Source organism: Palleronia abyssalis (assembly GCF_900302445.1).
GTDB classification, from domain to species: domain Bacteria; phylum Pseudomonadota; class Alphaproteobacteria; order Rhodobacterales; family Rhodobacteraceae; genus Palleronia; species Palleronia abyssalis.
The window spans coordinates 609,470-621,733 of record NZ_ONZF01000002.1; the positions used below are offsets into that span (position 1 = coordinate 609,470).

Sequence of the window (12,264 nt, forward strand, 5' to 3'; positions counted from 1 at the left end):
TCGGATCAGAACCGGTCCAGAAGGCGGCGCAGGTAGTCCAGTTCCTGTTCGGGACGGCCCTGTTCGCCCGACCGACGCCTGATCTCGTCCAGAAGCTCTTCCGCGCGCCGGCGCACGTCGTCCTGACCCAGCAACTGCTCGTTCGAGCCCATCTGGCCGGTCTCGCCGGCCTGACGGCCCAGCGGATCGCGGGATTGGCCGTTCGGGTCGCCCTGCGCCTGGCTTTGGCCCTGACCGTTCTGCTGTTCTTGCGCCATGGCTTCGCCGAGGTTGCGCATCCCCTCGCGCAGGGCCTCCATCGCGTCGGCTTGCCGGTCCAGCGCGCGCGGCGTGTCGCCCTCGCGTAGCGCATCTTCGGCCCCTTCCATGGCGTCATCGGCCCGGTCGAGCGATTCGCGAGCGGCGTTCCCGGCGTCCGTGCCCGCGCCGGGCAGGTTGCCGCGCTGGCGGTTCAATTCGTTGCGCAGGGCCTGCTGACGGTCGGCTAGACTTTGGCCCTCACCGGGCTGCGCACCCTGGCCCTGTTGTCCTTGCCCGGGCTGCTGGCTCTGACCCTGCTGTTGGCCCTGACCCTGGCCTTGCTGTCCCTGCTGCTGGCCCTGTTGGCCCTGCTGACCTTCCTGCATGTCCTGGAAGCTGTCGTCGGACAGGTCCTGTTGCTCGCGCAGGGTGTCCTGAAGGTCCTGCATCGCCTGTTGACCCTCGCCCTGGCCTTGCTGGCCTTGGGTGACGCGCATGTTCTCCAGCATCTGGTTGAGCTGTTCCATCAGCCGCTGCGCCTCTGCCATGCGGCCTTCCTCCATCAGGCGCTGGATTTCGTCCAGCATCTCCTGAAGCTGGTCGCCCGTCATCTCCTGCATCTCGCCCTGGGCCTGCTGCTGGTCTTCGCCCTGCTGCCCTTCCTGCGCCAGTTGCTGGATGTAGTCGTTCATCGCCTCGCGCAGTTCCTGCATGAGTTCGGCGATTTCGGCTTCATCGGCGCCGTTCTCCATCGCCTCGGACAGGCGTTCCTGTGCGCGGCGCAGACGTTCGCGGGCGTCGTTGAGGTCGCCGAACTCGATCTCTTGCGCGATGGCCCAAAGCTCGGCGGCGATCTCGTCTTGGCGTTCGGCCGAGAGGGGGGTGACATCCAGCCCCGCTTCCAGCCTACGGATCGCGACGCGAAGGCGAAGATAGAGCGTGTCCGACGGGAACAGCCCCTCGGGCTGCCAAGAGACCGCGCGCAGCACGTCCCCGACCCGCCGCGCGTTGTCGCGGGACCACAGAAGGTCGCGGCGCTGTTCGACGATGGCCTGGGCCAGGGGGTCGAAAAAGCGCTGCCCGGCCAATTCGGTTTCCTGCGCCTCGGACTGGCCGGTCTGGCCCCTCTCGTCGGTGACTTCGTAGGTGATTGTGACGGGCAGGTTGGCCCATGGGTGTTCGGAAAACGTCTCGACCAGGGTGCCGGTGAATTCGGCCCGGTCACCGGATATGGGCAGGGGCAGGTCGACGGTCAGGGGCTCGCGCGGATCGGGTTCGATGGAGAGACCATAGCGCCGGTCGATCCGATCCACGTCGAGGGCGATCCGGGCTTCGCCCGCGGTGACGCCGAAATCGTCCGAGGCGGCGAAGCCTTGGCGGAACTCGCCCTCCATCGCGCGTTCGGGCTCTCCGGTGACTTCGACAGCGGGCGGTGCGTCGGGGCTCATGGCGATCTGCCATGCCCGCCCGCCTGGGCCGTCAATCTCGATCTCTCCCGATTGGCTCACGGGGAAGGATTGCTGCGGTTCGGCGGCGGGGGCGGGATCGGTCGTGGCCGAAACGCTCTCGCTTACCGTCAGGTCGCCCAGCTCTCCGTATAGACGCAGGGTGACCTGACTGCCTTCGGGCACCTCGACCGCGCGGTCGGGCAGGTCGGCGAGGTAAAGGGACGGCAAACCGGTATAGGCGGGCGGCTCGATCCAGCCTTCCCACGAGGGGCCGCCGGCAACCGCCTGCCCCCCGCCTGGGGTGATCTGGGTGACGGATCCCACCCGCAGGAACGAGCCGAACAGAAGGGCCACGGCGAAGGCCAGAAGCGCCACGTAGCGCAGCGCGAAGGGATCGCGCGCGGCAAGGCGCAGGTCGGGCTGCACCGCGCGGGCGTCGCGTACACGGTCGGCCATGCGGGTGACATGGGCGTCCCAGATCGCGCGGGAGGCGGGGTCGTTCCCCCCGATGGCCATGTCGTCGGACAGCGCGGCAATGGGGCGTCCGGGCAGCGTCCGGTCCAGCCGGTCCAGCGCATCGGCCTCGGACGGCCAGCGCATGACGCGAAACCCCCGGATCAGCCCCGCAATCCCGCCGGCAATCACCAGAAGTGCGGTGGCCCACGCCAGTTCCAGGGGCAGAACGTCCTGCACGCCCAGCATCAGACCCGCCAGCGTCAGAAGCACAAGCGACCAGACGGGCCAGAAAGCCCGCGACAGACGTTCGGCCGCCATGCCGGCGCGCGTCAGGGCAAGCGGACGGCGCAGGCCCTTGCGGGCGGCGGTGGGAAGGCGTGCGGTCGAGGTCATGACCCTCCGGGGCGAAACCCGTTCAGGTGGCCCGATACGGCGAATTCCGCGTTAGAGCCATGCCGGGATCGTATCCCGCGACAGCATCTCGTCAATCGTGGGACGTGCGCGGATGACGGCGAATTGATCCCCGTTGACCAGCACTTCGGGGACCAGCGGTCGCGAATTGTATTCGCTGGCCATTACCGCAGCATAGGCCCCGGCCGAGCGGAAGGCGATCAGGTCGCCCTCGGCCAACGGTGGCATAGGCCGGGACCGCGCGAAAGTATCGCCGCTTTCGCAGACGGGGCCGACGATGTCCGCCTCGGTCTGTCCCACGCCGCTTTCGGGTTCGGTCAACGGGACGATGTCGTGATGCGCGCCGTACATCGCCGGGCGGATCAGGTCGTTCATGGCGGCATCGACGATCAACCAGCGGCGATCCGATTCCTCTTTCACGTACAGAAGCTTGCTGACCAAGATGCCCGCGTTGCCGGAGATCAGGCGGCCGGGCTCGATCTCGATCTCGCAACCAAGATCGCCCACGGTCCTGCGGATCAGAGCGCCGTAATCGCTGGGCAGCGGCGGGGCGTCGTTCCCGCGTGTATAGGGAATACCAAGACCGCCACCGAGGTCCAGGCGGCGGATGTCGTGGCCATCGGCGCGTAGCTCGCGGGTCAGATCGGCGACCTTCAGATAGGCCTGCTCGAACGGGTCGAGGGACGTGAGCTGCGATCCGATATGGACGTCGATGCCGACGACCTCGATCCCCGGAAGGGTGGCGGCCAGCGCGTATATGTCGCGGGCGCGGTCGATGGGGACGCCGAACTTGTCGGTCTTGCGCCCCGTGGCGATCTTCTCGTGCGTACGGGCATCGACATCCGGATTGACCCGAAGCGTGATCGGCGCGGTGGCGCCCATTCCCGCGGCGACCTGCGACAGGGCCCGCAGCTCGGGCTCACTTTCGACGTTGAACTGGCGCAGGCCGCCGTCCAGCGCCATCGCCATCTCTTCGCGCGTCTTGCCGACGCCCGAGAACACGATGCGGTCCGCCGGGATGCCAGCGGCCCGGGCGCGGGCGTATTCCCCGCCCGAAACCACGTCCATCCCCGCGCCCGATTCGCCCAAGACCTTCAGCACCGCGATGTTCGACAGCGACTTCATCGCAAAGCAGACAAGATGATCCATCCCCGCCAGCGCATCGTCGAACAGCTGGAAATGCCGCCGCAGGGTCGCGGTGGAATAGCAATAGAACGGGGTGCCCACGGCGGCCGCAATCTCGGCCAGGCTCACGTCCTCGGCCATGAGGTGTCCGTCGCGATACAGAAAATGGTCCATGGGATCCTCGGGCCGGGCTGCGGCGCCGGACTACAGGCAGCGGGGGCGCCGGGCAAGATGCTGGCGATGTCGCAATGCGCCCACCCGTCAGGGGGACAGTCTTTGTCCAAGGGGCGGACAAAGAAAAACCCCCGAACGGCAGTCCGGGGGCTTCGGTTCGTATCGGTTCGGCAATGCCGAGAGGGTCTTACATCATACCCTCGCGCTGGGCCTTCTTCCGGGCGAGCTTGCGCTGCCGGCGGATGGCCTCGGCCTTCTCGCGCGCTTTCTTCTCCGAGGGCTTCTCGAAATGCTGCTTGAGCTTCATTTCGCGAAAGACACCCTCACGCTGGAGTTTCTTCTTGAGAGCGCGAAGCGCCTGATCGACATTGTTGTCGCGAACGCTGACCTGCATGTGGTTTTCACCACCTTTCTAAGTCTAGAGTTTCAATTTCGTGCAGGAAGTGGCCTTCTACACGAGCGTCTCTAGGTTGTCCAGCGCAACGACCCGCCCGGAGGTTCCGATGGACGATCCAAGACACCGCATTCTGACTGCTGCCCTTGCCCATGTGCCCTTCGATGGCTGGAGCGAGGCGACGCTGAAAAGGGCCGCCTCGGACGCGGACGTTCCCATCGAGGAAGCGCGCGCACTGTTTCCGCGTGGCGCTGTCGATCTGGCGCTGGCCTTTCACCGCATGGGCGACACCGAGGCCGCGCGCCGCATCGCCGCCGAGGACATGAGCGAGATGCGCTATAGCGACAAGGTAGCGCGGGCGATCTGGCTGCGACTCGACGCAGTGGACAAGGAAGCCGTCCGGCGCGGGACCACGCTGTTCGCCCTGCCGATCTATGCCACGGACGGCGCCCGCGCGATCTGGGAGACGGCGGACATGATCTGGACGGCCCTCGGCGACAGGTCGACCGACGGGAACTGGTATTCCAAGCGCGCGACGCTGTCGGGGGTCTATGCCTCGGTCGTGCTGTTCTGGTTGGGTGACGATTCCATGGACCATGCGGACACGCGCGACTTCATCGCCCGCCGGATCGACGACGTCATGCGAATCGAGAGAATGAAATCGGCGGTCAACGCCAATCCGCTGGGCCGCGCGGTGATGGTCGGCCCGAACTGGCTGATCTCGAAGATGCGTGCGCCGATCAAACCGCCCAAAGGGTTCCCCGGCTCCGTCTCGGGAGGGGGGCAATGAGCCTTCCGGACGAAATGGAGGTGGTCGAGATCGCCGGATCGGGCGGCCCCGAGGTTCTGACGCCCGCCCGCCGTCCGGTGCCGCACCCGGGGGCGGGCGAAGTCCTGATCCGTGTCGCATGGGCGGGGGTGAACCGGCCCGATGCCTTGCAAAGGGCAGGGATGTACGCGCCGCCACCGGGCGCTTCGGACCTGCCGGGCCTGGAATGCGCGGGCGAGGTCGTCGCGGTGGGCGAGGGGGCATCGTGGCGCGTGGGCGACATGGTCTGTGCGCTACTTCCGGGGGGCGGATATGCCGAATACGTCGTCACCCCCGGTGCGCATTGTCTGAGCGTTCCCAAGGGCATGTGCCTGCAACAGGCGGCCGCCCTGCCCGAGACGTATTTCACCGTCTGGACCAACGTGTTCGATCGCGGCGGCCTGCAGGCGGGGGAGGTTTTCCTGGTCCATGGCGGCTCGTCCGGAATCGGGACCACGGCGATTCAGCTTGCGCGCGAATGGGGCGCACGGGTGTTCACGACCGCGGGGTCGGATGAGAAATGCGCGGAATGCGAAAGGCTTGGGGCCGAACGGGCGATCAACTACAAGACCGAGGATTTCGGCGCCATCCTGAAGGATGTCGGTGGCGCGGACCTTGTCCTGGATATGGTAGGCGGTCGCTATATCCCTGAAAACGTGAAGCTTCTGAAGGAAGATGGGCGGCTGGTCATGATCGCCTTCCTTGGCGGTCCGAAGGCCGAGTTGAACTTCGCCCAAGTGATGGTCAAGCGGCTGACGATCACGGGCTCGACCCTGCGGCCGCAGTCCGACGCCGCCAAGGCTGACATCGCCAAGTCCCTGAAGACAAACGTCTGGCCCTTGATGGAGGTCGGCAAGGTGGGGCCGATCATGGATCAGAGCTTTCCCCTGCCCGAGGCTGCCAAGGCGCATGCGCGGATGGAATCCTCGGCCCATATCGGGAAGATCACGCTGAAGGTTGCGGGGGGCTAAGGCGACGAAATCCCGTCCGAACCCGCCGGGCGTGTGTTTGGTCATTGCCGGTTATCGCCGCCGAAGCACCCCTACAGACACCGCTGTGCTGACGATCCGGTGAGCGTCCGGTGCCGGCAGCGGGCACCGATCCATATCCTCCGCGAACCGCCCCTGACCGGAGACTGCCGATGCAGACCCGCCGCCACGTTATGACCGCATCTCTCGCCGCCGGCGCCGCGGGTCTTCTCGGCCAGTCCCTTGCGGCACAGACAAGGGGATGGGGCGCGATCGGTGACCGGGCCGCGGGGTTCGATCAGCTTAGGGCGGTGGTCGCCTGGGTCGATGGCGAACCGGTCCTCAGCCGCTTCATCCGCGGCCCGGGGGAAGGGGCGATCCACAACGTCAAATCCGTGGCAAAGACTTGGGTCGCGTCGCTTCTGGGCGCGGCAATCGCACGCGGGGACATCGCCAGCCTCGACACGGCGATCGGAGAGGCCGCGCCGACTCTCATCCCCGCAGGCGCCGCGCCAGAGGTCACGGACATCACGGTGGGCAACCTCGCCTCAATGCAGGCGGGCCTGGAGCGGACATCGGGCGGCAATTACGGCGCCTGGATTTCCAGCGCGAACTGGGTGGCCGACGCGCTGGGGCGCGAGATGGTGGCCCGACCCGGGGGGCGAATGCTCTATTCCACCGGCTCGACCCATGTGCTGGGCGCGGTGCTGGCCGAGGCGACCGGACAGTCCTTGCTTGCGCAGATGCGCGCGCGACTGGGCGATCCGCTGGGCATCCAGATCCCCTCGTGGGTGCAGGATCCGCAAGGGCGCTATCTCGGCGGCAACCAGATGGGCCTGAAGGTCGAGGGGATGCTGCGCTTCGGCGAAATGTATCGCCAGGGTGGCACGTGGCAGGGCGCCCGGGTTCTGCCCGAAAGCTTCGTCGACCAAGCCTGGACGCCCTGCACTCGATCCCCCTGGTCGGGGTTGGGCTATGGCCTGGGGTGGTTCCTGGGGCAGGAGGGCGGACAGGATTTCGCCATCGCGCGTGGCTATGGCGGTCAGGTGATCGCGGTTGGCCCCCGCATGGTCATGGCCATCGTTTCCGACCCCGACCGTCCCGCGCGGTCCCAGGGGTATTTCGGTGACCTGATGGAGCTCGTCCGCGCCGGCCTGCGACAGACCGCTTGACCCCGCCCCTCTGTACCCCTGCGGCAAGTACCCCGGGCTCCGGGGCAGCGCCCCGACCTACTCCACCGGGTCCAGCAAAGCATCCGTCATGGAACAGTCCCGCACCACGTCCGCCCCGCAGCGGCGCGGGGTAAGGTCGTCGCGGTCGAGGCAGATGCGGGCCTCCTGGATGCGGCCGTCGCGACAGGTGATGGTGATGGCATCGGGGAACAGGGCGTCGTTCTCGGCCAGGAACGCCTGTTCGATCACGCGGGCCGGGACGCGGATGGGATCGTCCAGCGCCTGTAACGGGTCGGGCATGTCCATGGCTTCGAACGCGTCCCGGGCGGCGGCGAAGTAGTCTTCCGGCGGCAGTCCCGAACAGCGGCCGTGCTTCTTCCATTGGTACCACGCAGCACCCCCGTCGCCCATGATGTCCGACATCGCCGCAGTTTCCGAACGTGACGGATCGCGGCGGGGCGTGGCGCAGTATTCAGGCCAACCACGCTCGTATTGCGGCCAAAGGCCGTGCAGTACCCACCCCAGCGGGCGGTCGCATTGGCGGGCCCCGCGCGCATCGCCTTCCAGGGCGCACCATGTGGGGGACCAGGACAGGGACAGCACATAATAGTCGAACTCGCCCGCTTCGTCGGCCGCGGCGGGCAGGGCGAGTGTGGCCAGAAGCGCAAGACTGCGAAGCATTTTGTCCCTTTCCATGCGTTAATTCGGTCACTATATGCAGCCCGAGTTCCCCGACAATGCGAACTTGGCCCGTTTCCCCGGGTCGGCCCGGTCCCGGGCCACGGACAGGCCATGCGCGCACGAGCAAGGAGACGAGGATATGGCGGACAAACCGATCATGGCGAAAGCCACAGCCGTCTGGCTGGTGGACAACACGACGCTGACCTTCAAGCAGGTGGCCGATTTCTGCGGTCTGCACGAGCTCGAGGTGCAGGGCATCGCGGATGGGGACGTCGCCACGGGCGTGAAGGGGTTCGACCCGATCGCAAACAACCAGCTGACCCAGGACGAGATCGACAAGGCCGAGAAGGACGCGGCCTACAAACTGAAGCTGAAGTTCAATCCCGCGTCCGTGGGCGAGGAAAAGCGCCGCGGCCCGCGCTATACCCCGCTGTCCAAGCGGCAGGACCGTCCGGCGGCGATCCTGTGGCTGGTCAAGTTCCACCCCGAGCTTCAGGACAGCCAGATCTCGAAGCTTGTGGGCACGACGAAGCCGACGATCCAGGCCATCCGCGAGCGCACGCACTGGAACATCAACAACCTCGAACCCGTCGACCCCGTCGCGCTGGGCCTGTGCAAGCAGTCCGAGCTGGACCTGGCCGTGCAGAAGGCCGCGCAGAAGCGGGCGCGCGAGGGCGCTGTGATGACCGATGACGAGCGGCGCAAGCTGGTCTCGACCGAGCAGAGCCTGGCTGGTGAGACCGAGCCCAAGATGCCGTCGTCGATTTCGGGGCTGGAGCAGTTCACCCTGTCCGACACCGGTGAGGAAATCGAGGAAGACGACGACCGCGACGTCAGCGATGCGGACAGCTTCTTCAACCTTCCCGATGAGTCCGGGGACGACGAGGACGACAACCGGACCTGAGGGCGATCTTCTTACTGACTGTATTCAAAGCGCTTTTCAACCATTGCGCGAAGGGCGCCCCGAGGGGCGCCCTTTTTACGTGTAATAAGTCAGGGAAGGCGTGTTATTAAGGTAACGCGGCGTGATCGCGGCCCGGTACTTTTTCAAAATTGCCTCGCAATCCCGAAAATCTTGTCCCTATTGACGTCATGCCGGCATGGAACCGGCGGCGGTCGATATCGGCCGCGTCAAAATGGGGATCGAGCAGAATCCACGTGAAGCACCGCCGCAGAGCGGGCGCACGGGAGCGTTCCTCGAATGAAAAGCATTATGATGGGTTCCCGTTCGGGGGCCCGTAACTCCAGTATTCGGGGGCTGATCGGGCATGCCAGATTTCAAGGTCGCATTTCATTACCTGGTCCAAGGGCGCAAGATTGCTTTTTGCGCGCTCGCCCTTCTGACGGCCGCTTGCGGGCAGATCAATTCCGGCAGGGTCGGCGGACCCTCGGACGGGATCGCCGAGACCCCATATACCATGGTCGAGACCGGCCGCGCCTGGCTTTACGTCCCTACTGGACTGGTCACGCTGGAGCGGGACTTGGGTGGTGTGCGCGAACAGCGTGTCGCGTTGCCGAACGACACCACGGTCCCGGGCGACAACTTCATCCTGATGCGCACGCGCGCCTCTGCCGGGCTGGGAGGCAATCGCCTGAAGCTCGAACCGTTCCTGCACGCGGCAGGCGGGCTTGCCGCGCCGTTCACGGACGTGTCGGCCGGGCAGTTCCAGGGGGATGAGGATGCGCTTGGACCCTATTTCTACGTGAACCGAACGGCGGGGCCGAATGTCTCGTGCGTGCTGGCAGTCCGGCCCATCGATGGGGCTGCGTCGCTGTTGCCGCGCGGGGCCAGTGCGGTGGATGTGCTGATGCGCAACTGCGTCACAGGCGACGCTTCAGCCGCGCTCGCACCCATTGAGGCCCAAGCCCTGGGCCGGTCGGTCGGGCGTGGCGCTGACGCCGGGCAGGTCGCGCTTCGCAACATGTCGCCCTTTGCAGCCCCGGAAGGAGCGTCCCGATGAGCTCGATCGCCTATAGCTCGCGCCGAAAGGCGCCGATGGAACAGGTCCTGTGGATGGTCTTGTGGATCCTGACCGGTGCCGTCGTCATCGTTCTTGCGGCGATGCCCATCTCGACCTGGGCACAGGCGCTTCTGGGCGTCACTGGCGTCCTGATCTGCGTCGCCCTCAGGCCGATGTCCGACAAGGCGCCGATGCGCTTCGTCCTGCTGGCCGTCGCGGTCACCATGGTGCTGAGGTACTGGATCTGGCGCGCGACCGAAACGCTGCCGGGTTGGGATTCGCCCATATCGATGACGTTCGCAGTCATGCTGCTGGCGACGGAAACCTACACGATCTTCGTCCTTCTGCTGACCTGCTTCATGACCGCGGACCCGGTCACGCGGCCCGCACCCCCCACCGTATCGACGCGCGAGCTGCCGACGGTCGACGTCCTGGTCCCGTCTTACAACGAGCCTTCGGCGATGCTGGCGGTCACGCTGTCGGCGGCCAAGAACATGCATTATCCCAAGGACAAGCTTCGGGTCGTGCTGTGCGACGATGGCGGCACTGACCAGAGGATCAACCACGAAGATCAGTCCATCGCCAAGGCCGCGGTGGAACGCCGCGCCGAACTGCAGAAGCTGTGCGCCGATCTGGGGGTGATCTATTCCACGCGTGAGCGGAACGAGAACGCGAAAGCCGGCAACATGTCGGCCGCGCTTGCGCGCCTCGACGGTGAACTTGTTGCCGTGTTCGACGCCGACCACGTTCCCAGTCGCGACTTCCTGGCCCGGACGGCGGGATATTTCGTCCATGACGCCAAGCTGTTCCTGGTCCAGACGCCGCACTTCTTCCTGAACCCCGACCCGATCAACCGCAATATCGGCCTTGTGCCGCATTGCCCGCCCGAGAACGAGATGTTCTATGGCCACGTGCACCGCGGCCTGGACCGGTGGGACGGGACGTTCTTCTGCGGCTCGGCCGCGCTGATGCGGCGCGCGGCGCTGGATTCGGTCGGCGGCTTCTCGGGCGAGACGATCACCGAGGATGCCGAGACCGCGCTGGACATCCACGCCGCGGGGTGGAAGTCGATCTATGTCAACCGCGCGATGATCGCGGGTCTGCAGCCCGAAAGCTTCGTGTCGTTCATCCAGCAGCGCGGGCGCTGGGCATCTGGTATGATCCAGATGCTTTTGTTGAAGAACCCCCTGCTGCGCAGCGGTCTGGGGATGACGCAGCGGCTGTGCTACATCAACTCGATGGCGTTCTGGTTCTTCCCGGTCGTCAGGCTGTCCTTCCTGATGGCGCCACTTTTGTACCTGTTCTTCGGGCTCGAGATCTTCGTGGCCACCTATTCCGAGGTGATCGCCTACATGGTCACCTATGTCCTGGTGAACTTCATCGTCCAGAACGCCCTGTTCAACCGCTCCAGATGGCCGCTGATGTCCGAGCTCTACGAGACGGCGCAGGCGCCTTACCTGGCGGGCGCGGTCATGAAGACGCTGGTCAAGCCGCGCGGGGCTAAGTTCAACGTGACGGCCAAGGACGAGACGCTGGACGAGGATCTGATCTCGCCCATCGCGGGGCCGCTTCTGGCCGTGTTCGGGCTTCTGGCGGTGGGCGTCGCCGTCGCCGGGATGCGGTACGTCATGTTCCCCGGTGACCGCGAGGTTCTGCAAATTGTCGGCGGCTGGGCGGTGTTCAACCTGATCCTCGTCGGTGCGTCGTTGCAGTGCATCCATGAGAAGCAGCAGCGCCGGGGCACCCCGCGCGTGCGGATGACCGAACCCGCCGACGTGGCGCTGGCCGGCAATCCCGAACGGCTGATGCGCGGCCGGATCGTCGACGCCTCGAACTCGGGCGTGTGCGTGACGCTGCCGATGGGGCAGGACATCCGGCCGGGCCAGGTCGTTCTGGGCGCGCCCATCGCGTTCCGCCCACTGTTGGAGGACGCCCCGACGCTGGCGCATCCGATCAAGGGCACCGTCCGCTGGAGCCGCCGCGACGGGGCCGAGATCCTGATCGGGATCGAGATCGCCCGGGATCAACCCTGGATCATCGCCGAGACCGTGGGACACCTGATCTACGGCCGCTCCACCCGCTGGGCCAAGGTGCGTGAGAGCTATTTCCAGGAAATGGGTTTGATCGGCGGCTTGGTCTATGTGTGCAAGCTGTCCGGGCAGGGGGTCGTTCGCACCGCCCGCGCCCTTGCGGCCGAGCCTGCCCGGCGCCGTGGCAAGACGAACGTTCCCGGGCCGGCGCCGATCGTGTTGCCAGAGGACAGCCGCGTCGCAGAAACCGCGTTCGGCGACTACAACGATCCCGTGGCCGCCAAGATCAGGGCCGCGCGTGCCGAGCGGGCGCGCCGTGCTTCCGACACGGGGGGCGTGCCGGGCGATCCGACCTTCGTTCTTCCCCCGTCGATGTCCAGGACCGGAACAGAGTGA

General features: G+C 66.2%; 10 protein-coding genes. 6 read left to right on the plus strand and 4 right to left on the minus strand.

Annotation, left to right across the window (positions count from 1 at the left end):
• Positions 1-5: 5 nt before the first annotated feature.
• From PAA8504_RS06765 to rpsU, 3 genes are all read right to left on the minus strand, one after another.
• Positions 6-2,537: a TIGR02302 family protein gene (locus PAA8504_RS06765; RefSeq protein ID WP_108893385.1), complete on the minus strand. Its 2,532-nt coding sequence runs from the start codon at positions 2,535-2,537 to the stop codon at positions 6-8.
• Positions 2,538-2,588: 51 nt separating this feature from the next.
• A complete protein-coding gene (lysA, locus tag PAA8504_RS06770; protein WP_108893386.1) occupies positions 2,589-3,854 on the minus strand; it encodes a diaminopimelate decarboxylase in 1,266 nt (421 codons plus the stop codon).
• A 187-nt stretch (positions 3,855-4,041) separates the two neighbouring features.
• The gene (gene rpsU, locus PAA8504_RS06775) at positions 4,042-4,248 is read right to left on the minus strand and encodes a 30S ribosomal protein S21 (protein WP_007426337.1); all 207 of its coding nucleotides are present in this window, start codon (positions 4,246-4,248) and stop codon (positions 4,042-4,044) included.
• 109 nt (positions 4,249-4,357) lie between these two features.
• Here rpsU and PAA8504_RS06780 point away from each other — a divergent pair, with 109 nt between their 5' ends.
• The 3 genes from PAA8504_RS06780 (at position 4,358) to PAA8504_RS06790 (ending at position 7,196) form a co-directional block, all read left to right on the plus strand.
• Positions 4,358-5,038 (plus strand): COQ9 family protein, encoded by a 681-nt coding sequence (locus PAA8504_RS06780; protein ID WP_108893387.1) that lies wholly within the window; start codon positions 4,358-4,360, stop codon positions 5,036-5,038.
• Complete coding sequence (locus PAA8504_RS06785) at positions 5,035-6,027, plus strand: NAD(P)H-quinone oxidoreductase (protein WP_245897541.1); 993 nt, start codon at positions 5,035-5,037, stop codon at positions 6,025-6,027. The genes PAA8504_RS06780 and PAA8504_RS06785 overlap by 4 nt, the downstream gene beginning before the upstream one ends.
• Positions 6,028-6,197: 170 nt before the next feature.
• Positions 6,198-7,196 (plus strand): serine hydrolase domain-containing protein, encoded by a 999-nt coding sequence (locus tag PAA8504_RS06790; RefSeq protein ID WP_245897542.1) that lies wholly within the window; start codon positions 6,198-6,200, stop codon positions 7,194-7,196.
• 57 nt (positions 7,197-7,253) lie between these two features.
• On the opposite strand, the gene PAA8504_RS06795 is transcribed toward PAA8504_RS06790, so the two are convergent.
• Positions 7,254-7,877, minus strand: a complete 624-nt coding sequence (locus tag PAA8504_RS06795) for a ribonuclease T2 family protein (RefSeq protein WP_245897543.1) — start codon at positions 7,875-7,877, stop codon at positions 7,254-7,256.
• Positions 7,878-8,016: 139 nt separating this feature from the next.
• Between PAA8504_RS06795 and PAA8504_RS06800 the strand changes: the two genes are divergently transcribed.
• From PAA8504_RS06800 to bcsA, 3 genes are all read left to right on the plus strand, one after another.
• Positions 8,017-8,781 (plus strand): DUF1013 domain-containing protein, encoded by a 765-nt coding sequence (locus PAA8504_RS06800; RefSeq protein WP_108893389.1) that lies wholly within the window; start codon positions 8,017-8,019, stop codon positions 8,779-8,781.
• A 364-nt stretch (positions 8,782-9,145) separates the two neighbouring features.
• Positions 9,146-9,838: a hypothetical protein gene (locus PAA8504_RS06805; protein WP_108893390.1), complete on the plus strand. Its 693-nt coding sequence runs from the start codon at positions 9,146-9,148 to the stop codon at positions 9,836-9,838.
• Positions 9,835-12,264, plus strand: a complete 2,430-nt coding sequence (bcsA, locus tag PAA8504_RS06810; RefSeq protein WP_245897544.1) for a UDP-forming cellulose synthase catalytic subunit — start codon at positions 9,835-9,837, stop codon at positions 12,262-12,264. The genes PAA8504_RS06805 and bcsA overlap by 4 nt, the downstream gene beginning before the upstream one ends.

Excerpts from the sequence above, each read along its gene's own strand:
- PAA8504_RS06785 (WP_245897541.1), top strand. The coding sequence starts at position 5,035 with ATGAGCCTTCCGGACGAAATGGAGGTGGTCGAGATCGCCGGATCGGGC.
- bcsA (WP_245897544.1), top strand. The coding sequence starts at position 9,835 with ATGAGCTCGATCGCCTATAGCTCGCGCCGAAAGGCGCCGATGGAACAG.
- PAA8504_RS06805 (WP_108893390.1), top strand. The coding sequence starts at position 9,146 with ATGCCAGATTTCAAGGTCGCATTTCATTACCTGGTCCAAGGGCGCAAG.
- lysA (WP_108893386.1), bottom strand. The coding sequence starts at position 3,854 with ATGGACCATTTTCTGTATCGCGACGGACACCTCATGGCCGAGGACGTG.
- PAA8504_RS06795 (WP_245897543.1), bottom strand. The coding sequence starts at position 7,877 with ATGCTTCGCAGTCTTGCGCTTCTGGCCACACTCGCCCTGCCCGCCGCG.
- PAA8504_RS06780 (WP_108893387.1), top strand. The coding sequence starts at position 4,358 with ATGGACGATCCAAGACACCGCATTCTGACTGCTGCCCTTGCCCATGTG.
- PAA8504_RS06790 (WP_245897542.1), top strand. The coding sequence starts at position 6,198 with ATGCAGACCCGCCGCCACGTTATGACCGCATCTCTCGCCGCCGGCGCC.
- PAA8504_RS06765 (WP_108893385.1), bottom strand. The coding sequence starts at position 2,537 with ATGACCTCGACCGCACGCCTTCCCACCGCCGCCCGCAAGGGCCTGCGC.
- PAA8504_RS06800 (WP_108893389.1), top strand. The coding sequence starts at position 8,017 with ATGGCGGACAAACCGATCATGGCGAAAGCCACAGCCGTCTGGCTGGTG.
- rpsU (WP_007426337.1), bottom strand. The coding sequence starts at position 4,248 with ATGCAGGTCAGCGTTCGCGACAACAATGTCGATCAGGCGCTTCGCGCT.